At 69.5% G+C, this 21,574-nt stretch carries 20 protein-coding genes; 4 read left to right on the top strand and 16 right to left on the bottom strand.

Translation table 11 applies throughout. From position 1 onward, the window contains the following. The coding region (locus AC1DP3_RS12370) for a carboxypeptidase-like regulatory domain-containing protein (RefSeq protein WP_477293676.1) at positions 1-570 on the bottom strand (570 nt) is incomplete at its 3' end. Between the two features lie 377 nt (positions 571-947). Here AC1DP3_RS12370 and AC1DP3_RS12375 point away from each other — a divergent pair. Continuing rightward, positions 948-1,565: a D-glycero-alpha-D-manno-heptose-1,7-bisphosphate 7-phosphatase gene (locus AC1DP3_RS12375; protein WP_477293678.1), complete on the top strand. Its 618-nt coding sequence runs from the start codon at positions 948-950 to the stop codon at positions 1,563-1,565. Here the strand turns inward: AC1DP3_RS12375 and AC1DP3_RS12380 are convergent. The 11 genes from AC1DP3_RS12380 to AC1DP3_RS12430 all read right to left on the bottom strand — a co-directional run bounded on the left by AC1DP3_RS12380 (position 1,550) and on the right by AC1DP3_RS12430 (position 14,196). Next, entirely contained in the window at positions 1,550-2,131 is a 582-nt protein-coding gene (locus AC1DP3_RS12380) for a D-sedoheptulose-7-phosphate isomerase (RefSeq protein ID WP_477293680.1), read from the bottom strand. The two genes, AC1DP3_RS12375 and AC1DP3_RS12380, sit on opposite strands and share 16 nt — an antisense overlap. 29 nt (positions 2,132-2,160) lie before the next feature. Continuing rightward, complete coding sequence (locus tag AC1DP3_RS12385; protein ID WP_477293682.1) at positions 2,161-3,645, bottom strand: PfkB family carbohydrate kinase; 1,485 nt, start codon at positions 3,643-3,645, stop codon at positions 2,161-2,163. Positions 3,646-3,707: 62 nt separating this feature from the next. Further along, on the bottom strand, positions 3,708-5,051 hold the full coding sequence (locus tag AC1DP3_RS12390) for a glycosyltransferase family 9 protein (protein WP_477293683.1): 1,344 nt from the start codon (positions 5,049-5,051) through the stop codon (positions 3,708-3,710). 59 nt (positions 5,052-5,110) lie between these two features. Next, positions 5,111-7,408: a glycosyltransferase family protein gene (locus AC1DP3_RS12395; RefSeq protein ID WP_477293685.1), complete on the bottom strand. Its 2,298-nt coding sequence runs from the start codon at positions 7,406-7,408 to the stop codon at positions 5,111-5,113. Next, positions 7,405-8,346 (bottom strand): glycosyltransferase family 2 protein, encoded by a 942-nt coding sequence (locus AC1DP3_RS12400; protein ID WP_477293687.1) that lies wholly within the window; start codon positions 8,344-8,346, stop codon positions 7,405-7,407. Before AC1DP3_RS12400 ends, AC1DP3_RS12395 begins: the two co-directional genes overlap by 4 nt. Positions 8,347-8,395: 49 nt before the next feature. Beyond that, complete coding sequence (locus AC1DP3_RS12405) at positions 8,396-9,520, bottom strand: glycosyltransferase (protein WP_477293689.1); 1,125 nt, start codon at positions 9,518-9,520, stop codon at positions 8,396-8,398. Between the two features lie 2 nt (positions 9,521-9,522). Further along, positions 9,523-10,968 (bottom strand): LCP family protein, encoded by a 1,446-nt coding sequence (locus AC1DP3_RS12410; RefSeq protein ID WP_477293690.1) that lies wholly within the window; start codon positions 10,966-10,968, stop codon positions 9,523-9,525. Continuing rightward, entirely contained in the window at positions 10,965-11,432 is a 468-nt protein-coding gene (gene purE / locus AC1DP3_RS12415) for a 5-(carboxyamino)imidazole ribonucleotide mutase (protein ID WP_477293967.1), read from the bottom strand. The genes AC1DP3_RS12410 and purE overlap by 4 nt, the downstream gene beginning before the upstream one ends. Positions 11,433-11,555: 123 nt before the next feature. Further along, positions 11,556-12,692 carry a 5-(carboxyamino)imidazole ribonucleotide synthase gene (locus tag AC1DP3_RS12420; protein WP_477293692.1) on the bottom strand — a complete coding sequence of 379 codons (1,137 nt, stop codon included), beginning with the start codon at positions 12,690-12,692 and terminating at the stop codon, positions 11,556-11,558. Between the two features lie 56 nt (positions 12,693-12,748). Then, complete coding sequence (locus tag AC1DP3_RS12425; RefSeq protein ID WP_477293694.1) at positions 12,749-13,300, bottom strand: PH domain-containing protein; 552 nt, start codon at positions 13,298-13,300, stop codon at positions 12,749-12,751. A 101-nt stretch (positions 13,301-13,401) separates the two neighbouring features. Next, positions 13,402-14,196 (bottom strand): biotin--[acetyl-CoA-carboxylase] ligase, encoded by a 795-nt coding sequence (locus AC1DP3_RS12430; protein WP_477293695.1) that lies wholly within the window; start codon positions 14,194-14,196, stop codon positions 13,402-13,404. A gap of 163 nt (positions 14,197-14,359) precedes the next feature. Here AC1DP3_RS12430 and AC1DP3_RS12435 point away from each other — a divergent pair, with 163 nt between their 5' ends. Then, positions 14,360-15,949, top strand: a complete 1,590-nt coding sequence (locus AC1DP3_RS12435) for an acyl-CoA carboxylase subunit beta (RefSeq protein ID WP_477293697.1) — start codon at positions 14,360-14,362, stop codon at positions 15,947-15,949. Further along, positions 15,946-16,173, top strand: a complete 228-nt coding sequence (locus AC1DP3_RS12440) for an acyl-CoA carboxylase subunit epsilon (protein WP_477293699.1) — start codon at positions 15,946-15,948, stop codon at positions 16,171-16,173. The genes AC1DP3_RS12435 and AC1DP3_RS12440 overlap by 4 nt, the downstream gene beginning before the upstream one ends. Before the next feature lie 325 nt (positions 16,174-16,498). Here AC1DP3_RS12440 and AC1DP3_RS12445 read toward each other — a convergent pair whose 3' ends face one another. The 4 genes from AC1DP3_RS12445 to AC1DP3_RS12460 are packed head-to-tail and all read right to left on the bottom strand — an operon-like array spanning position 16,499 to position 20,795. Next, positions 16,499-17,551 carry a hypothetical protein gene (locus AC1DP3_RS12445; protein ID WP_477293701.1) on the bottom strand — a complete coding sequence of 351 codons (1,053 nt, stop codon included), beginning with the start codon at positions 17,549-17,551 and terminating at the stop codon, positions 16,499-16,501. Next, positions 17,548-18,801, bottom strand: coding sequence for a sensor histidine kinase (locus tag AC1DP3_RS12450; RefSeq protein WP_477293703.1), 1,254 nt, complete (start codon positions 18,799-18,801; stop codon positions 17,548-17,550). The genes AC1DP3_RS12445 and AC1DP3_RS12450 overlap by 4 nt, the downstream gene beginning before the upstream one ends. After that, a complete protein-coding gene (locus AC1DP3_RS12455; RefSeq protein ID WP_477293705.1) occupies positions 18,791-19,459 on the bottom strand; it encodes a response regulator in 669 nt (222 codons plus the stop codon). The genes AC1DP3_RS12450 and AC1DP3_RS12455 overlap by 11 nt, the downstream gene beginning before the upstream one ends. Positions 19,460-19,469: 10 nt before the next feature. Next, the gene (locus AC1DP3_RS12460; protein WP_477293707.1) at positions 19,470-20,795 is read right to left on the bottom strand and encodes a class I SAM-dependent RNA methyltransferase; all 1,326 of its coding nucleotides are present in this window, start codon (positions 20,793-20,795) and stop codon (positions 19,470-19,472) included. Positions 20,796-20,909: 114 nt separating this feature from the next. On the opposite strand from AC1DP3_RS12460, the gene AC1DP3_RS12465 reads away from it, so the two are divergent. Next, a complete protein-coding gene (locus tag AC1DP3_RS12465) occupies positions 20,910-21,557 on the top strand; it encodes a Maf family protein (RefSeq protein ID WP_477293709.1) in 648 nt (215 codons plus the stop codon). Positions 21,558-21,574 lie beyond the last annotated feature (17 nt).

A 21,574-nucleotide genomic window follows, 5' to 3' on the forward strand; every position in this document is an offset into this window, starting at 1 on the left:
TTCCACGGGGGCGTCTGCCGGGAGGGTGACCGTGCCGCCGATGGGCGATCCGTATTCGAGGGCGGCGTCAATGCCGGACGCCTGAGCACCGGGACTCGTCGTGACCGCCGTAGCACTGCTGTAATCGACGGTGTTCTCGAAATACTCCGAAATGAGATTCACCGGCACAGACTGACYGGCGGCGGAATCCCAGTAGCTGGACGCCGAGAACTGCACACGGTAGTCGCCCGGCGGCAAGCCACCGATGGTGTACTGACCGGTTTCAGGGTCGATGTTGGAGTATCCGCCTGAGCCAGCACCATTCATCGGATTCGCCGAAACATGGACCGCGTTCACCCACTCCCCGGGAACGTCCTCCGGGAGGCTGACGGTGCCGGAGATCGAGGTGGTCTCTGACGCCTCGTACGCCGCTGCCGGCGTGATGCTTCCCCCGCCGAGTGCGATGACCAGGACGCCAACGGCGATGGCGAATGGGCGCCGAAGCGCGCCGCGCGAACTGCCCACGAAGACTCCTGCTGCGGTCAGAGGAAGAGCATCTGCCGCATCGTCGTCGCGCCTGCTCTTAGCCATGCGTGCCATCTCCCTTTTGTGATACCTGGTGCGATCTGCCAGCACGCACAGGCATTGACCGGTGCACGGGTTGCGGCGCCCCTCCTTCGAGGTAGCGCTGACAGCAGTGTCTCCCAGGGAAATCTATCATGTCCGTAAGGGTGCGCTAAACGAACTCTATTGCGACCGTGTTGTTCGTCTCGAGTGTCCCGACCGTGTTGCTCCCCGGCTTCGAATATCGCACGCGCGAGTGACGGCAGTTCGCACCCACGATATCCAGTGGCAGCCGGAGCTGAGGAAGTCGGCCCACCCCGACGAACTTGACGAGGAGATCGTCGAACCGGGCACCTCCTGCTTCACCGATCCGTCGGCGCGCGAGCGACTGTTACCGTCGAAGGATGACCGACCGGGCGCTGGCGAGAATCGTCGAACATCGCGCCGGGAAGTCCTGGTGCCTCTTCCTCGACCGCGATGGCGTCATCAACACCCGCATTCTCGACGGCTACGTCAGAAGCTGGGCGGAGTTCGACTTCGTACCCGGTGCCCTCGGTGCTCTCGGGACACTCGCACGATGGGCGCCTCACGTCGTCGTCGTCACGAACCAGCAGGGCGTCGGCAAAGGGCTGATGAGCCCTGTCGACCTCACGGACATCCACGACCGGATGCGCCGAGCCGTCGCAGAGGCCGGCGGCCGGATAGACGCCATCCAGTCCTGCCCGCACCTCGCAGGTGACGAGTGCGACTGCAGGAAACCCAACCCGCGGATGGCGCAGGCGTACCTCGACGCCCATCCCGAGATCGACCCGTCGTTGTCCGTGATGGTCGGCGACACGGAATCCGACATGGAAATGGGGCGACGGCTCGCGCGCATCACCGGCGGGTGCGTCAACGTCCGCATCGACGGACGCGAGGACCCGCTATCCGACGCGACGTACGGAAGCCTCACCGACTTCGCCGCGGCGGTCGGAGTGTTCCTCCCCGGTGCGGAAAGCGCGGAGGTTTACTCGGCGGAGTAGCCGAGCCCGTCTTCAATCGCCTGCATCAGAGAGTGGATCACGACGAGCTCGGACTCCTGGATCCGGTCTGCCCAACGGCTCGCTCCCAGCGCGAAGGCCACGTCCGCTACCTCGGCAAGCGGAGTGTCCGTCGTCCCTGACGAGGCGATGACGATTCCACCCGCGGCCTTCATGGCCTCCGCCGCACGGAGCACATTCGGAGACTTCCCACTCGTGCTCAAGGCGAGCAGCACGTCGCCCGGCCGGGCGAATGCCTCGATGAACTTCGAGAACACGAACTCGTACCCGTAGTCGTTCGCGACGCATGTGAGATGCGAGGGGTCCGATATCGCCATCGCGCGAAGCGGCGGACGACTCCCCCGGAATCGACCTGTCAGCTCCTCGGCGAAGTGCTGAGCATTCGTCATCGATCCGCCGTTGCCGCAGGCGAAGAGCGTGCCGCCGTCCCGCAGTGAGGTGACCATGACCCCGGCCGCGCGCTCGAACGCGTCAGCGAAGGCCGCGTCCTCCGCGAGAGCGGTCATCCGACGCGCATTCTCGAGGAGATTCTCCTGGGCAAGCCCCATGCTGTTTCCTTCCACTCCCCGCTGCGGCGTCAGCCGCGGCGGACCTGTTCGCCCTGCGACAGCCGGGTCGTCGATACTCCGTCGAGCAGGGACACGATGTGCACTCGACCGCCCCAGGCTTTCGCGTCGTCTCCGCCGACAACCTGATCGGGTCGGTAGTCCGATCCCTTGACGATCACATCGGGCTGAATTGCGAGGATCAGCGCGCGGGGGGTGTCCTCCTCGAAAACCGTGACGAAATCGACGAATCGGACCGCGTCGAGGACCGCCATGCGGTCGCTCTGCGGCTGAAGCGGGCGGGACGGTCCCTTCAGGCGAGTCGTGGAAGCGTCGGAATTGACACCTACCACGAGCACGTCGCCGAGCGATCGGGCTTCCTTCAGCAGCGCAACGTGTCCCGCGTGAAGCAGGTCGAAGACGCCGTTTGCGAACACCACTCGCTTCCCCGCCGCCTTTTCGACGGACACGAGCCGTGCCAGTTCATCCCAGTTCTCCACGGTGCCGGGACGACGCTCAGGAGACGCGTCGATGAGCATCTCGTTGAGGAGATCCACGCTCGTGACCACCGCGGTTCCCGGGCGCCCGCAGGCGATGCCCGCCGCCATGTTCCCGACTTGGACGGCCTGGAGCGTCGTGAGCCCGCTGGCGAGGCCGACTGCGATGCCGGCGATCATCGAGTCCCCCGCGCCGGAGACGTCGGAGACGAGGCGTGCGCGAGTGGGAATGCGTGTGCGCGCCGAGTCTTCGATCACCTCGACGCCGACGGCCGACAATGAGACGGCGAGCGATCCGATTCCATCCGTCATGAGCCGGTCGGCGATCGCGTCGAGCGTCGCGTCATCCGGCGCGGCCGCGTGGAGACCGGCCATGCGCACCGCTTCGGCGAAGTTCGGCTTGACGACCGTCGCGCCTCGATATTTGCCGATGTCCGATGACTTCGGATCGACGACCACCGGAATGCTGTGCCCCTTGGCGACCGTCATGATGCTGTCCACCAGGTCGTGATTGAGCATGCCCTTGGCGTAGTCCGAGATCACGATCGCCGTCGATTCGGTCCCGTGTGCGAGAGCTGCCTGGAGTGCCTGGAGCACGGACGCTGCGCCCACGGCATCCAATTCCACCGTGTCCTCGCGGTCGACCCGGACGATCTGCTGCTGGCCGGCCACGACGCGCAGCTTCTCGATCGTCGGCGCGGCGCCCCGCACGACCCGCGTCGCAGCGACGCCGGCAGCGGCCAAAAGCCGCTCCAGCTCGCGACCGGACTCGTCTTCGGCCCATGATGCGATCACGGTCGTCGTCGCACCGAGCGCGGCGATGTTCATCGCAGCATTCGCGGCGCCACCGGCGACGCTGCGGTCCTGTCGGACCCGCAACACGGGGATCGGCGCCTCGGGCGAGATCCTGCTCACGGTTCCGTCGACATAGCGGTCGAGCATCGCGTCACCGATCACGATGACCCGCGCCGCCTCGAAGCCGAGGACATGATGCGGAGTGATCGGCGGCAGAACAGACATGGGTGATCCAGACTTCCTCAGGCAGCACGGGCGGGGGCACGGACCGAACGAGCGTAGCCGACTCAGCTCACGGGTTCCCGGAGCAGCTGTTCCATCGCCGGCACGACCTCGAAGGAATGCACGGACAGAATGCAGTGCGGTTCGTCGGCCATGCACTCATCGACGCAGCCGGCCGCGGGGTGTTCCGGCTGAAGCACGACAGCACGACGGGACCAGGGGCCGAACCGCTCCGGCGCGTTGTCGCTCCAGGGGGACCCCGTCGCCGGATGGCAGGTCACGACCACAGTGGGGACGTCCAAGCTGCTCGCGATGTGGTGAAGCCCGGAGTCGTTCCCGAGGAACAGGTCACACCGCGAGATCGCAGCCGCACTTTCGCTCAGAGTGAGCGCGCCGGCGAGATCGGCGGCGACGATGCGCTGGTCGCGCAGCGCGGCGGTCAGTTCGGCGGCGCGCGTCTTGTCCATTTCGCCCCCGAGCACCAGCACGCTGATCGGGCGGGCCTCGGCAAGGCGGGTCATCGTGGCGAGGACCTCTTCGATGGGCCACTGTCGCTTGGCATTTCGAGCGCCGATTCCGACACCGATCACGAGGCCATGTTCCTCGGGCAGATGCGCCAGTTCGGTGGCGCGCCGCAGGTCGGTGGCATCGAAGAGTCCGGTCCCGATTGCGGGGCTCGAAGGCTGGGACCACGTAAGTCCGAGGTGCTGCGCAACGCGTCGCAACTGCTGGACGGTGAGCAAGGGCGTCTCGCCACGCGCGATCACGTCGGTGAGGAGCTGTGCCTGATCTCCCAGCCAGATCGGCTCCCGATCCGGCACGGGCGCGAACCCCACGATCGACCTGGCCCGCGACGCAACCGCGAGGTAGCGGACGGGCGTGTCGTCGAAGTCCCACCGCGGAAGCACCGCGAGGTCATAACCCCGAAGACCGAACCGACGGAGCCCCTGCCGTGCCGTGAGCACCTGTCGTTTCAGGGCGGAACCCTCGGTGATCGGCACCCAGGGGATGAGCCGGTCAACGGAAGGCGTCGCATGGAAGATCGTCGCGGGACCGGGCTTGACGACGAGGTGCAGCTTGGCGGCCGGCCACTGAGCCCGCATCTCTGCCAGCAGGGCGAGCGTGGTGACGGTGTCGCCGATCTCATCACTGCGCAGCAGGAGCACCCTCTTCGGAATCCGGCCGGGTTCCCAGGCTCGTCGGCGCGGTGCACCGAAGATCCGCATGAACGTCCGGGGGGACAGCGGATCCCGGTGACGGATGGCATTGATCTGCCACTCGAGCTTTCTGAGGAGGGTTCGTATCGTCATGCGTTCATCCACGTGGTCTGGTTGGAAGCGCTGGAGCGCGCGATTACCGGCGGCACCAGATCGGGGGGAAGCGATGAGCCGGGGCGTCGCCCACTGCACTGGTCGCGGTCGAGTCGTCGCAGAAGGATCACCGATACCGGCGGCAGGCCCATACGATCCTATCGTTGCGTTCGCGGTGCTTCCGCGGCCACCTCGGCGGCCGCCTCGTCGAGTGCGGCTGCCCGCGCATCGAATGAATGCTCGCGGCGGATCCGGTTGGATATCTCGGCCATCCGCTCGTCAGAGGGAAAGAGATCGTCCGGATCGCTCCGCAGCAGCTCGACGAGGTGCTCGGCGTCGCGGTAGGCGACCACCGCACCCTCGAAGACCTCCTCGATGCCCTCGACGGCCTCCGACACGACTCGTGCGCCGACGGCCACTGCGTCGAATGGCCGCATCGCGATGAAGCCCTCGCGCCGCATGGCCGGCCACTGGTCATTCAGCACGATCGCCGCGGTCTCGTACCGCGCGGGGAGGTCGGCGTTCGGGATCGACCGCGCCGCAATCGCGGACTGCGGGATGAATGGGCGCCAATCGGGCCCATAGACCCGCACCGGGATGCCGGCAGCCAACGGCGCCACGACGCTCGGCCTGGGGACGCCACGGGCAGTTCCCACGAAAACGATGTCGTCGCCCCGTCTGAGTCCTGCCGGCCGGAACTGATCGGTATCGGTCGCCTCCAGCAGCGTTTCGATCCGCAGTCCCCACCTATCGCTGGCCCGCTGCGCCCAGCCGACCGATGCGGCGAACACCCGGTCGAAACCCGCCACCTCGGTGCGCGAGACCTCGTCTGGATGACTGATGATCCACTCGATGCCCACTCCCCACCGAGGCGCGTCGATACGGTACGGCCCGCGGATGGCGACGCTCACATCGTCGAGATAGCCGGTTTCGCGGTCGCGAGCGTCGTAGGCGTCGATGACAACCATGTGCCCGCGCCGTCGAAGGGCGTTGGCCAGGCCCGTCGCAAAGTGGGTGTCGCCCCAGACAGCGCCCTGTCTGCCCGCTGGTGCGCAGATCTTGATGGCCCACCGGCGTGCGTCCGGGGTCGGGCGTCGCCAGGCGAGGACCGGCACCGGCCCATCCTGAGCCCCGGATCGCCATCCGAGAACATCGAACCCCGCGTCGGCGATGATGCCCTCGGCCCGCCGCCGATCCGCATCGACAAGCGGGGTCGCACCGCCCGACGCACGCCTGCCCCGAGGACGGAACGCGACCTCGGGCTCCTCCAGCACGGGAAGAACGTCCAAGAGGACGCGCGAAGGAATCCCCTGGAGTCCGAGCCTCGCTGAGAACGCCTCGAGCTCCCGGCCGCCCGCCGCGCTGACTCCGCCCGCAGCCCGGTAAGCGCGCAGGTCGACCGCGAACGTGCGTCCGGTCGCAAGCGGAACTTCCAGAACACGATCGGCGATAGCCCCGGCATCCTCGTGCGGGTGTTCGGAGAGGATTCGGTAGGGCTGTCCCGCACCTACTCGGGCAGCCCCGAGGCCCGCGAGCGTGCCGTCGAGTGCACGGTGCGCCGGAATCGCGCACGACGCCTGCGCCTCCGTCCAGAGCGCCTCGATCTCACTCATGCTGAACTCTGCACGCGCATCGAGCACCGCCAGCAGCCCATCGGGCCCTATCGCGGAGACTTCCTCCGCCAGCACGCTCCCCCACGTTCTCCGCGGACGGTGAAGCCGCACCGAGACGCCGGGCTCAATCGCAGCCAGTACCGACGCAGACACCCATTGCGAGGCATCCACTCCCACCATGGCGATCGACACCGCCGCCGAACCGGTCTGCACCAATCGCGCCGCCTGATCGAGCTTGCGGTGGTAGCGGCGATCCCGCGCCTGGACTAATCGGACGAGCCAGCGAGAAGCCGGTGGAGGCCCCGCAGGCTGAACCGCCTCGGGCCCGCCCGGCCGCCGACGGGTCCAGTCCCGGGCAGCGCGGATCGCAAGTTCTCTCAGTGCCGACACCGTCATGCGCGCCTCCCGGTCGCCCGCATGCAGGGTCAGCTCCAGCGAATGGTCGTTCCAGACCCGCTCCAGAGCAGGTGCGCCGTCGGCATTCGCGGTGCCGACGGCATCCCACCAGGGATGCACCGCTATTGTCGAGCGCTCTCCCACGAGATATGCGTAGAGCGCAGGGACCCGGAACACTTCCGGCAGACCTCCGCCGGCGAAGGTCTCATCGAACAGAGGATTCAGGCTCAGCCCCCTGCGAAAACCGCGGGCGACGTAGTGCCAGATCGCCGGGTCCCTGGCGACTCGGGCGATACCGAGCTGGGCCGCATAGAACTCGGCATCGATCAGACCCGACCGGCGGATGATCCACCACCACCAGAGGCGGTCTGCCGCCCGGACCAGCGCCCCGGCGACGGGCACCTCACGGGAGGCGCGGACGCGAGCTCGAAGACGCGCGATGTTCACGAGGGATCTGCGGCGCGCGGTCCGTCCGGTCGGCGAACGAGGGCGCGCAGACGCCGGAGTCGCCGCCACACCGGATGCCGCGCGTAGATCTCATCCACGATCCGGTGCTGCTGGACGGCCAGCTCGCGAGTCAGGTCCTCGCGGAGTCGCCGCTCGACCAGAGCGATGTACAGCGGCAATCCCATGCCGTTTTCCTCCACCCACCCACGCAGCTCCGCATCCCGCACCGCCAAATCGTCCCGCTCGTGAGCATCCACCAACTCATACATGCTGTTTCCCGCCGCGCCCCGGGCGTTCGGCCGCTGAGTCCAGTACGCGAGCGGGGTCCCTCCGAGGAAGGAGATCGGATGCTTGGCCGTCAGCCGGAGGTAGAACTCCCAATCCTCCACGGTGTCGATGCCTTCGTGGTAGTAGCCGACTTCATCGTGCAGCGAACGCCGGTAGAGGAACGAGATCGGCACTGCACGATTCATCGACAGGAGGCTCGTGAAGTTCACCGAGGTGAGCCCGTCCCAAAACGGTACGCGTGACGTCTCCACCCAGCCGTCCGCCTGCTCCTGCTCGTAGATGATCTCGGTCGCGACCATCACCCCGGCATCGGAAGGACTCGCATCAAGCAGTGCGACGGTGCGAGCGAGGAACTCGGGATGCCAGAGGTCGTCGTCGTCATGAAGAACGACGTAGGGCGCCTCTGCCATCCGCACTCCGGCATTGGCCGCCGCGCATCGGCCGCCTGGCGCGCTGGTGTCGAAGACCTGGACATTGTGCGCGATCGTCGACTCCCTGACCACTCCATCGACGACGGCTCGATCTCCCCCGTCATTGACGACGACCGTGGAGAAGTCCCGGAACGACTGGCTTGCGATGTCGGCGAGTGCGCGTCGCAGGAACGTGGGTCGGTCCTTGGTCCGCACGATCACGGCAACGCGGTTGGGCATCCGAAAAGCCTACCGTCGCCCCTCGATCGGCACGTGTGCGGCGCGTTGGCTACAGATCGGCGTGCAGCTGCCAGACCCTGTCGGCGGCATCGCGCCACGCGAAGACCCGCCCACGGTCACCCGCGAGCACGCCCAGCCGATCCGCCGCTGCGGTTGACCCCAGCGCCGAGGCCAACGCCTCACCGAGGGCGCCGGCATCCGGGATCACCAGCACACCGCCGTCGACGATGATCTCGCGGTGCACCGGCGACTGAGCCGCGATCACCGGCACGCCGAGCGTCAGCGCCTCAACCACTCGCCAGGGGAACGCGCCGCGCACAGCGGGTGCGACGAGCGCCACGGCCGCTCCGTACACCGCGGCGCGGTCAGCAGCATCGAGCGCCCCTCTCACATTCACATTTCTGTCGGCGATTCCGGCGGCGGCAGCGAGCTCCGCGACAGCGGGCTCTTCGCCCTCGCCCGCATCGATCACCAGCACCGGCACATCGAGGCCGGATTGCACGACAGCCGCGAACCCGAGCGCCAACCCATCCGAGGCCGCCACGCCGCCCGACAGGAGCACGAAGCCCTCCGGCACATCGAGCACCCGGCGCCGCCCGACCTCGTCCGAGGGAACGGCGAACCCCGAAGGCGCCGCTCCCGCGATCACCCGCACCCGCTCCCCCAGCTTCGGCGCAAGCTCCTCGAGCCGCGCGGCCATGGAGTGCGTCGGCACCACGACGGCATCCGCGTGCTTCACCGCCCGCTTGAGCATCGCCCGCTGCCAGGCGACGGACGTCCGCGACAGCTCGTCCGGAGCCTCCCACGCACGAAGATCCCAGATCGTCACGACGGTCTGGTCGTTGTCATGGACGCGGTCGTGCTTCACGAGTGGCGCGAACAGCGTCGGCGAGTGCAGCATCCCGCCACCGACCCCGGTGGCGACGCCCAGCTGGAGCGCGGCAGCCAGCTCGCGGCGCGCGAGGGCGACCTTGTGCAGGCGGGCGAGGCCCGGCACTTCGGCAGCAACCACGTCGACGCGATCGGCGGAGACCCCGGGCACGATCCCCTCGACCTCGCAACCGGCAGGCGCACCGGCCACGAGAGCCCGCGCGAGCTCGCGCGCCGCCGACGCCAGATCAGGGTCGGTCGGTGCCGCGACCTGATCGAGCATCACACGCAGGGTCGCGACCATCGTCAGCCCCCCGACGGAGTCGGCGACGGTGGATGCAGCGTGGTTTGGATGAGCTGCCGGATGTACGCGTAATCGGGGTCGAGCTCGTCGATTCCGCTTTCGGGGGTGAGCTCCAGCGTTGACACGGGCTGCTCCTTCGCCTTGAGGGCGAGGTCGGCGAAGTACGGGAGCATCGACTGGGGCAGATCGGTTTCGACGATGGCGGTGCCGGCGGCGGCGATCTCGTTGAACCGCGTGAGGACGGTGGTCGGCGTGAACTGGGCGAGGATCGCCTCCTGCAGCTCTCGCTGACGCTTCATCCGGTCCCAGTCGCTCGTCGTGTACCGCGATCGGGCGTACCACTGCGCGGTGTCGCCGTCCATGTGCTGCGCGCCGGCCTCGATCCAGCCCGTCGCCCACTCCTCGGCGGATTGCCCTTCGTACGCGGGACCGCCGCCCTCCGGAAGGCGCTGCTCCACGGTGATGTCGACGCCGCCGAGCGCGTCGACGAGCGCCGCGAAGCCGTGCATGTCGATGAACACGTAGTACGGGATGTCGATGCCGAGGATCCCCTCCGCCGCATCCTTCGTCGCCTCGACCGCGGGTGTTGATCCCTGCGAGACAGCATCCGGGTACAGCTCATTCCCGTCGCGGCATACCTCGACCTCGGTGCGCAGCTGGTTGATGCCGCTGCCCCATCCGCACGTCGGGTCGGAATGGCCGGAGTGCACGTCCGGGTAGAGGTCCTTCATCGGCCCGTCGGCGAATGGGAAGTGCGGGATATCACGCGGGATGCCGGTGATGTGGACTGCTCCGGTGTCGGCGTTCACGGACACGACCGAGATGCTGTCGTAGCGCATGGAGTCGCGGCCCTCACCGCTGTCGGCACCCAGGAGCAGGATGTTGTAGTAGCCGTCGGAAGGAGGAACTGACGCCGCGCTCGCACCGAAGATCGAGCCGAGCGTGTCGCGCAGGCCGCCGGCGACCTGGGCCGCGTACACCGCTCCCCCGCCGGAGAGCACGAGCAGCATCACCGAGACCCCCGCGATCGCGAAGCGGGCCCCGCGCCCGGTCCGGACGAGCCGAACGAGCCGCAGCGTGTCGATCGTCAGGACCACCCACAGCACTGCATACGCGAGGAGGACCGCCTGCGCGGCGAGGAGGAAGAACCAGTTGGTCGCGAGGGTCACGAACGCGGTCCGCCATACCAGGGCCGACAGGATGCCGAGCACCGCCAGCCCCCACATCACAAGGGTCGCGGTGACCCCGATGCGACCGAGCCTGCGATTGCCGGCGACGACCTGCGCCGACCCCGGCAGCAGGAAGTTGAGCAGGACCAGCCACCAGCCGCGCCGGGTCATGAATCCACGCGACGAGGCGTCCGGGTAGCGAAGCGGCTGCTCCTCCACGACACTGCGGGGAACGGATGCGGCAGGCCGCGGCGACCGCGGCGGGCTCATGACGCTCACAGGGACTCCTTGAGCCGCTGGTTCTTCGCCTCCACCTGCGCCTCGAGGTCTCGCGCGTACTCCTCGACGCGATCGCCGAGTTCGGCATCCGATGTCCCGAGAATGCGGGCCGCGAGGAGGCCGGCGTTCTTCGCGCCGCCGATCGACACGGTGGCGACGGGGATCCCGGCGGGCATCTGGACGATGCTGAGCAGCGAGTCCATGCCGTCGAGGTATGCGAGCGGCACCGGCACGCCGACGACGGGAACGGCGGTGACGGACGCGAGCATTCCGGGGAGGTGAGCGGCGCCGCCGGCTCCCGCGATGATCACGCGGATGCCCCGCGCCCGGGCCTCACGGCCGTAGCGGAGGAGCTTGTCGGGCGTGCGGTGGGCCGAGACCACCTCGACTTCGTGGGCGATCCCGAAATCGGTGAGCACCTGCGAGGCATCGCTCATGACGCGCCAGTCCGAGTCGGAGCCCATCACGACGCCGACGATCGGTGCATCCGAGGAATGAAGGGGGCGAGTCACTCGTCAAGGCTAGGGCGCGAGGCTGGAAGATCCCCGCAACGCCGCGGGCGTCGGCCAGACCCGCCCCTCCCCGCCTCAGTCGAGGAAGTGGGACGCCGCGGCTCGCGCCTGGTAGACGATGTCGTCGAGATCGTCGCCCACCATGTTCACGTGGCCCACCTTTCGTCCGGGCCGGGGCGCCTTGCCGTAGGTGTGGACCTTGACCGCCGGGTAGGCCTCGAGAGCGGCCGGGAAGCGGTCGTCGAGCGTCCCGTCGACCGGCCCGCCCAGGATGTTGACCATCACCGTCCACTCGGCGCGGGGCGAGGTGTCCCCCAGCGGAAGGTCGAGCACCGCCCGCAGGTGCTGCTCGAACTGGCTGGTGACGGCGCCGTCCTGGCTCCAGTGGCCGCTGTTGTGCGGCCGCATCGCCAGTTCGTTGACCAGCAGCCGCTCATCGGTGGTCTCGAAGAGCTCGACGGCCAGCATCCCGGTGACATCCAGGCCGCCGGCGATGGCCGCACCGATCTGCGCGGCGACCTCGAGGCAGCGCTCGCTCGCGTGGGGTGCAGGGGCGATGACCTCCGCGCAGACGCCGTCGCGCTGCACCGTCTCGACGACCGGATAGGCGATGATCTGGCCGGAGGGCCGGCGGGCGACCTGCTGTGCGAGCTCCCGCGAGAAGTCGACGAGCTCCTCCACGAGCAGCGCACCGCCTCGGGCATCCTCAGCGAGCGCAGCGAACCAGTCGTCCGCCTCGGTCCCCGCAGAGACCACGCGCACACCCTTGCCGTCGTAGCCGCCGCGAGGCGTCTTCACGACCGCGCGACCGCCGTGGGCATCGAGGAAAGCCTGGAGCTCGTCGGGTCCGGTGACGGCCGCCCACTCGGGCTGCGGCATCCCCAGCTCGTCGAGACGCGCCCGCATGACGAGCTTGTCCTGCGCGATGCGCAGCGCGCCCGGGCCCGGGCGGACCGTCACACCGGCATCGACGAGGGCCGAGAGGACGTCCTGCGGGACGTGCTCGTGATCGAACGTGATGACGTCGACCTCGCGCGCGAATGCGAGCACGATCTCGGCGTCTCGGTAGTCCCCCACGGCCGAGGCCGCAAGGGACGCGGCCATCCCCTCGTCCTCGGCGAGCACGCGGAGCTCGACTCCGAGCTCGACGGCAGGCGCGATCATCATGCGGGCGAGCTGACCGCCGCCGACGACTCCGACACGCAAAGGCATGGGACTCCCTCTCTCACGGAACCTCCATCATCCCGCACGGGAGGCCGCCCGCGAGGTCAGGGGCTGGGCGGCATCTGGGGCAGCGGAAGCTCGCGATGCGCCAGGATCTGGTTCACCTCGACCTGGTCGACGAGGCATTCATTCACGAGATCGGCACTCGGGATGTTCGCGAGCCGCATCGGCTCGTCGACGCCGTTGGAGAGCACGAGAGTTCCCGCGCGCCACACACGCTGGAGGGGACCGCGAGTGAGCTGGATCGCGTAGCCGCGCACGTGGGTCAGCTCGCGGCGTCGCGGCACGAAGACGCCCGAGCGCTCGATCACGCGCTTGGTCGTGATCGTCCAGCGGCGCGACCACCACGCGAGAAACGGCAGCAGCACCAGGAAGAACAGCACGACGGCTGCGGCGGTCAGCAGCATCCAGTTCTCGAACGGCGCAGGCAGGTTTCCGTAGAAGAAGCCGACCGCGCCCGCGACGGCGATGACCACGAGCGCCGACCAGAAGAGCCGGCGCGCATGACTGCGGAACTCGGCCACGCGAAGCTCGGGGGTGGGCACGCCCGGTGCCGGGGTCTGGGGTCTTCCCCCGAACGTCGCCGGCTGGGTCATGCTCCCATTGTGGAGCGAGCGGCGGACACTGTGGTGCTCACCCGCCGAAATCCACCCGGACGACCCCGCGGTCGCCGGTCAATGCCTTCGCAACGACGAGCTCACCGGACGTGGACGACATCCCCTGCCGACACCGCAGCCAGGGAGGTTTCGTCGACGACCACCAGCCGGCCCTCGATGTCGATCGCCGAGGCCCTGCCCTCGAGCTTCGACCCGTCCGGGAGGGAGACGACCACGTCACGGCCGACGGTGGAGCAGAGCGCCTCGATGTCGGCCAGCAGCCCTGCGGCGACAGCATCCCCTCCCGCATCCGTCAGTGCCGTCAACTGGGCATCCACCTCGCGCACGTAGTCGGCGAGCAGACGGTCTTCGTCGCAGACGAGGCCGGCGGCTTCGAAGGACGTCGCGGTGGGAAGGGGGAGGTCGGTACGCGGCATGCGCGTGTTGACACCCGCCCCGATGACCACGGCGTCCGGGTGATCCGGAACCACCTCGGCGAGGATGCCGCAGATCTTCGACCCGTCCAGCAGCACGTCGTTGGGCCATTTGAGGTCTGCCTCGTGCCCGGTGGTGAGCACCTGCTCCCTGATCGCCCGCGTCATGGCGGCCCCGGCGATGAGCGGGATCCACCCGCGCGCCTGCACCGGCAGATCGGGCACGCGGACGACGAGCGAGACGGCGAGCGCGGTGCCCGGCGGTGTGGTCCAGGTGCGATCGAGCCGCCCGCGACCGGCTCGCTGATCGTGCGTGAGGAGGAGCGAGAGGTGCGGCCACTGCTCGGGATCGTTGATGACGGCGTCCACCACGTCCTCGTTGGTCGACCCGGTCGACTCGACGACCTGGACACGGGGACTCACGGCGGCGGCGAGAGGAAAGCCTTCGGCGGGCATCGACATGCTCGACACCCTACGCGCCGCGCGCATGCGACCGCGGGGCTTGACGGCGGTCGGCGGACCGAGACGGCGGTCGCGACCGGCACAGACACGGAACAGCGGATGCCGCCACCCCTTGTGCGAACCCTCCAACGGGTTGCCTGCCCCCGCCGATAGTCTGGAAAGCGTGACCGACCAGCCCGACCTCTTCACGACCGCCGGCAAGATCGCCGACCTCCGCGCGCGCTACCAGGAGGCCGTCGTCGACGCGGAGCTGGCAGCGCACGCGAAGCAGAGCGCGAAGGGCAAGGGGACGGCTCGCGAGCGCATCGAGCAGCTCGTCGACACCGGCTCGTTCGTCGAGTTCGACGAGTACGTGCGGCACCGCACGACCGCGTTCGGCATGGACAAGTCGAGGCCCTACGGCGACTCGGTGGTCACGGGCGTCGGCACGATCCATGGCCGCACGGTGGCCGTCTACGCGCAGGACTTCTCGACCTTCGGCGGATCGCTCGGCGAGGCGGCCGGCGACAAGATCATCAAGATCATGGAGTTCGCGATGCGGGGCGGCATGCCGTGCGTCGGGATGCTCGACTCCGGCGGCGCCCGCATCCAGGAGGGGGTCATCGCCCTCGGCAAGTACGGCGAGATCTTCCGCCTCAACACCGCGGCATCCGGTGTCATCCCGCAGATCTCGATCGTGATGGGCCCCGCCGCCGGCGGCGCGGTCTACTCCCCCGCCCTCACCGACTTCGTCGTGATGGTCGACAAGACCAGCCAGATGTTCGTCACCGGCCCCGACGTCATCAAGACCGTGACCGGCGAGGACGTCGGCATGGAGGAGCTCGGCGGCGCCTACACGCACAACACCCGCTCCGGGGTCGCCCACTACCTGGCCGAGGACGAGGAAGACGCGCTCGACTACGTCCGCACCCTCCTCAGCTTCCTGCCCGACAACAACATGTCGGAGCTTCCGGTGTACGAGTCCGGGTTCGAATGGGAGACGACGGATGCCGATCGCACCCTGAACCACGTCATCCCCGACTCCCCCAACCAGCCGTACGACATCCACACCGTCATCTCGCACATCGTCGACTCGGGCGAGTTCCTCGAGGTGCAGCCGCTGTTCGCACCGAACATCGCGATCGGCTTCGGCCGGATCGAGGGTCGCACGATCGGGATCATCGCGAACCAGCCCTCGCAGATGGCCGGCACGCTCAACATCGAGGCCGGCGAGAAGGCGAGCCGCTTCGTCCGGTTCTGCGACGCCTTCTCGATCCCGATCGTCACGCTCGTCGATGTGCCCGGCTATCTTCCGGGCACCGATCAGGAGTGGACCGGCGTCATCCGCCGCGGCGCGAAGCTCCTGTACGCCTACGCCGAGGCGACCGTTCCGCTCGTGACCGTGATCCTCCGCAAGGCCTACGGCGGCGCATACATCGTCATGGGCTCGAAGCAGCTGGGCGCCGACGTGAACCTGGCCTGGCCGACGGCCGAGATCGCCGTCATGGGCGGTCAGGGCGCTGTCAACATCCTCTACCGGGGCGAGATCAAGCGCGCGGAGGAGGCAGGCGAGGACGTCGCCGCGGTGCGCACGCGCCTCGCGAACGAGTACACCTACAACGTGGCTTCGCCGTTCCTCGCTGCCGAGCGCGGCGAGCTCGACGGCATCATCGAGCCTGCCCAGACGCGCGTGTCGATCGCCAAGGCGCTGCGGGCCCTCCGCGGCAAGCGCGCGAGCCTTCCGCCCAAGAAGCACGGGAACATCCCGCTGTGAGCGCCGAGGGGAGCCACCCCGCCGACGGCATCACCGTCGACGTGCTGCGCGGCGCGCCGACGGATCTGGAGCTCGCGGCTCTCGTGGCCGTCGTGAGCGAGGCCTACGTCGAGGAAGCCGCCGCCGCCGTGGCGGACGAGACCGCCGTGCGCTCGGCCTGGTCGGTCAGCCAGCGGTCGTTCCGCGAGCCGCTGCGCCGAGAGGTCGGCTGGACCCGGGGCTGAGGCTTCCGGCGCGGCTCTCGACGCCGTTGTGTCCCCCGAAATCCCTCCGATTTGTCCCCCGAAATACCTACAGACGCCGTGCGTGCGCCCCGGGATACTTGAACTGCTGGAACGCTTAGGCGTTCGGCTGACCTGACTGTCCCAAGCAGCTTCAGGCTCGGCCACGCGGACGGTTTTCGGGTAACTGTCCGCACGGCGGGGGGCTGGCGTTCTGCCGCCCCCCGCCACTTCGATTCCGCTCCCCGCCCCGGTTCCCCTCCCCCACCGGGACGGGGAGCGAGTTTGCCTCCGGGCAGCGGCGCGGCACCGTCAGGCGCCGACCCGATCAGTCGGGATGCTCGATCTCGTGCCAGAGCTCGACGACGTCCTCATCGGCGTGGCCCGAGGCGGCCGCCGAGCGGCCGACGACGGTCACGGCGACGTGCTCGTCCGGCGACGTGCGGATGTACAGCCGGTCCGACTGCGAGGTGCTGACGGTCTCGGCGAGCTGCGCCCGGATGAGTGCGAGGGACGCGGCATCCGTTCCATCCAGACCGCCCTCGTCGAGAACCGTGACGGTCGCACCGCGGCGGCGCGCCGCCTCCAGCTGCGACCGGACCTCGTCGTCGAGCAGGCGGGGGCCGCGCATCTCGTCGCGGAGCGCCCCCTCGGCGACGCGCGCTTCGAGCCTCTGCTGGTCGTCCAGCCGGCCCCCGGTGGCCACCGTGCGGCTCAGGACCGGTCCAGCCACGGCGAGCGCACGCTGCACCTGCACACGGCGCTCGCGCTGCCGGCCGGCCTGAGACGCCTGCCAAGCGGATGCTGCGCGCTGGAGCTGCGCGAGGTGAGCGGTGTCGCGCGCCGCCCGGTCGATCGAGAACAGCAGCAGCTGAGCGACGACCACCCAGACGATCGAGCCGACGAGACCCAGCTGCAGCGCGGGGACCACGCCCATCCATGCCATCGCCGCCGCGGCGAGGACCACGATCCCGGCCCAGGCCACCAGCGGGCGGCGACGGACCATGACGATCGTCATGAGCACGCCGATCCCGCCGAGATACCAGGTGGCGAACGGCTCGGTCCGTGAGTCGGCACCGACTCCGAGCGCGATGCTGCTCGGCACGAGGACGGCGCACGCGAGCGCGAGGACACAGGCCCAGCGGGGCAGAGTCGTCGGGCCCCGCACGCCGACCGGCGGCGACGGATGCTCCCCGTCGGCGCGAGGTGCCTCACGCGGGTCCCAGAAGATGCAGAGCCAGGTCGTGATGAGATACATGCTCAGCGCGATCACGATCACGATCGGGTAGGCGACCGCCGCCGTCCACGCCAGCCCGCGCACGGCGAGGTACGCGGTGAAGGCGACGCCGAGCGACACCAGCACGGTGCGGACGCTGATCACGGGCCCGCCTCTCGCCAGTCCAGCCGCACCGTCGTGCCGCGTTCGCCCGAGATGATCCTCGCCGTGCCTCCGACGGCCGCCACCCGCGCGATGATGGATCCCCGGATGCCGAGCCTGTCGTCCGGGACGTCCTCGAGCGTGAAGCCGGCGCCGTTGTCGCGCACTTCGATGCGCACGCGCGCGGGGTCGGGCAGGGCGCGCACCGACAGCGCGAGTCCTTCCCCGTCGGCGTGCTCGACGGCGTTGGTGATGGCCTGCATAGCGGCGAGCGACAAGGCCCGCGCGACGCGCCCGGGCACGATGGCACGGTCGCCCATGATCGTGCGCTCGGCGGTGACCTCGACCCCCAGCTCGTGCGCGACCTTCTCGATCCGATCGGCGATGGTCGCGGCATCCGTCGGCTCGTCGGTGCCCTCTTCGGGATCCTGCTCGGCGTTCGCGAGGCGCGTGAGGGCCTCGCGCGCCATCGTCACCGCGAGCGCGCTCTCGCGATCGGTGTGGGCGCGCTCAGCCGCGATGAGCGCCGCGAGGACGCTGTCGTGCATCAGCGCGGCGACCGCGATGCGCTCCTCCTCGGCGGCGTCGGCGGCGGCAGCGGCCGCATACGACTCGACGGCGCGCATGCGCGTCTCATCGACGTTCGCGGCGATCCTGCGGAAGAGCCACGCGAGGGCGAGGATGATGCCGCCGAGGATCAGCGCGAACGACACGTCCAGCACGACCGGGACCCAGTACTCGCCACCGAACCCACCCTGGATCAGCCGCACCGTCCCGAACGCCAGCGGGAGCAGGATCGTCCAGGCGAGCTGCAGGGTGAACGGGAACGCCAGCACCCCCGCGATCGTGGCGACGTTGACGAGGTACCAGATCCAGGGCTCGGTGACCGGATCGGGGCTCGAGCCGAGCGTCGCGAAAGGCCAGAGGACGAGCGCCGCCAGGTATGCGAGCGCGAACAGGGTCGCGAACGCCTTGACCCCCCGCCCGATGAAGCAGGCGATCACCATGAGCGCGAGCGTGCCGAACGTCACGACGACGAGCGAATTGTGCCATCCGGGGGCTTCGTCGCCCGGCGCGAGCGACGCGAGGAACGCCTGGAGGCCGAGCACGAGCGACCCGACGCCGGCGGCGACGCCGATCGAGCGCTCGATCCGGCGGCGCGTGAACGAGCCCAGTCCGGCGGTCGTCTCCCGCGTCTGCGGAATGTGGCCCCAGGCGTCGGCGAGCACCGCCGATTCGGCGTCAGCCGTCACCCGCACCGCCCCCGGCAGGCTGCGACAGGATGCCGTCCTCCATCGCACGCCTCAGCAGGTCGACCTTCGTCGGCGCCGGGCGCCCGACTTCCACGTACTTGATCCGCACCCGCGTGATGTTCTCCTTCGCGGTGGAGTACGCGACGCCGAGGCGCTCGGCGACGACCTTGAGCGGGAGTCCTGCCGCGTAGAGGCGCAGCACCTCGCGCTCGCGGGTGGAGAGCTGGGCGTCCGCGAAGGCACGGTCGCCGTCGACGGCACTCGCCCACTCGACGTTGTTGAGCGGCTCGCCGTGCGCGACCGTGCGGATCGCCGCGATCACCTCGCCGATCGGCGAGGCCTTGCTCACCACGCCGGCCGCACCGGCCGCCAGAGCTTCGCGCACCGCCGAGGGCCGGTCGGCGACACTGTGGATGATCACGCTCGAGCCGTCGGAGGCGAGCCGCCGGACGTTCTCGGTGACCGTGGTGCCGTCTCCGAGCGTCAGGTCGAGGACGACGACGTCCGCCGGCACCGCTCGACTGAACCGCCGCCAGTCGAGATAGTCGGTCACGGTGCTGCCCGAGAAGACGACCGCCTCGCTTCCCCCTCGCGCGCACGCGGCCTCGAGCCCGAGCCGCACGGACTCGTGGTCGTCGATGAGGGCCACACGCGTCATGCGGCCAAATCTAGCGTGCGGCGGCTGCCCGGGTGAGGGTGGCGAGGGCCTCGATGTGGTGCGAGTTCGGGAAGAGGTCGAGCGCGCTCACGTGAGAGGCCTCGTAGCCGGCGGCCCGGAAGGTCGCGAGGTCCCGCGCCAGCGCCACGGGATCGCATGCCACGTAGACGACGGTCGCGGGACCGAGCGCCGCCACACCCTGGACGACCTCGCGTCCGGCGCCGGAGCGCGGCGGGTCCAGCAGCACGACACCGCCCGACAGCCGGTCCCGCTGCACCTCGGATGCCTCGTCCTCCAGCCAGGCGACCCAGCGGTCGACGCGCGCCGTCTCGGCCCTGGCGCCCACCCACTCGGCCAGGTTCTCGCCGGCGCGCTCGGTGGCCCGCGCGTCGGACTCGACAGTCGTCACCCGGGTCGAGGGTCCGCCCAGCTCGCCCAGCGTCGCCGCGAAGAGCCCCACGCCGCCGTAGAGGTCGAGGTGCCAGGCATCCGGATCCACCGAACCTGCCTTTCGAAGCTCGTCCGCCACGAGCTGGGTGAGCGTCTGCGCGGCACGTCGATGCACCTGCCAGAAGCCGCCCGCGTCGACCCGGAAGGAGCGGCCGGCAACCTCCTCGACAACGACCTCCTTGGCAGCCTTGTTCTCGACCGGGGGCTGCGGCCGCGACGAGCGCCCGCGCCCACGACCGGCGGGGCGCCGCGGCGCCTTGGGCGTCTCGGGACGTGGGATGACCCGCACCCGCCCATCAGCGGGCTGCACCAGGTCGACCCGGCCGGGCCGCGCCGAGTCGAGCCGCCGCGCCGCCTCGGCGACCTCAGCTGTCGCGAGCGGGAGATCCTCGACCGGGATCACGCGGTGGCTCCGCGCGGCGAACGGGCCGATGCGACCGTCGTCGTCGACGTGCAGGCTGACCCGGGTGCGCCAGCCCGTGCCGTCGGCGGACTCCTCGGCGGGTGCGGCGAGTGACACCGGAAGGTCGAGCTTGCCGATGCGCGTCAGCGCGTCCGAGAGGACGTGTCTCTTGAGTTCGCGCTGATGCTCGAGCCGGATGTGACCGAAATCGGCGCCGCCGGGGCGCTCCTCCGGTGCCACGTCCACATCGGCCGCGCGCCACACGTGCGGGCGGCGGTGGGGCGAAGCATCCAGGATCTCGATCGCCTCGCCGCGCCAGAAGCTGCGCGAGTCGCCCGATGCGCCGGCATCCGTCAGCCTGACGCGGACGCGCTCGCCCGGGATGGCGTCCGGCACGAAGACGACCCGGCCCTCGTGGCGTCCGACGAAGACGCCGCCGTGGGCGACGTCCGTGATGTCGAGGTCGATGAAGTCCGCATGCATGCCTTCGACTCTCGCACAGGAGTGGCGGCGATCCCTGGGCGATGTCCAGCCGCGCTTCGCCGGCGTGACCTGATCGATCTCGGCCGTTCAGACCCCCGGCGGTAGCGTGGGCGCATGCGCGTGCTGCTCGCCTCGACCTCGCCGGCTCGGCTCATGCTCCTGCGGCAGGCGGGCATCGAGCCGGAGACGGCGGCTCCGGATGTGGATGAAGAGGCCGTCATCGCGGCGGTCGAGGCATCCGAGGGGCGAGTCCTCACGCCGTCAGAGCACGTGCTGCTGCTCGCTCGGCGGAAGGCGGCGGACGTCGCGGCCCGCGTGGCGGAGGACGACCCCGCCTTCGACGGCATCGTCATCGGGGGCGACTCGATGTTCGAGCTCGGCGGCGAGGTGCTCGGCAAGCCGTACACGGCCGAGGCCGCCACGGCGCGGTGGAGGGCGATGCGGGGCCGCACGGGCGTGCTGCACTCCGGGCACTCGGTGTACCGCCTCCAGCCCGATGCAGTGCCGCAGGAGGCGCATGCGGTGGCCGAGGCATCCGTCACCTTCGCCTCGGATGTCACGGATGCCGAGATCGCCGCGTACGTCGCCTCGGGCGAGCCGCTGCACGTGGCGGGCGCGTTCACGATCGACAGTCTCGGCGGAGCGTTCATCGAGCGGGTCGAAGGGGATCCCTCGACCGTGGTGGGAATGTCGCTCTCGACGCTTCGGGGCCTCGTCCGGGACCTCGCCGTCGACTGGCCGGACCTCTGGTCCGCCTCGTAGACGTCCCCACACCTTTC

The sequence above is a fragment of the Microbacterium sp. P5_B6 genome, from assembly GCF_056400345.1.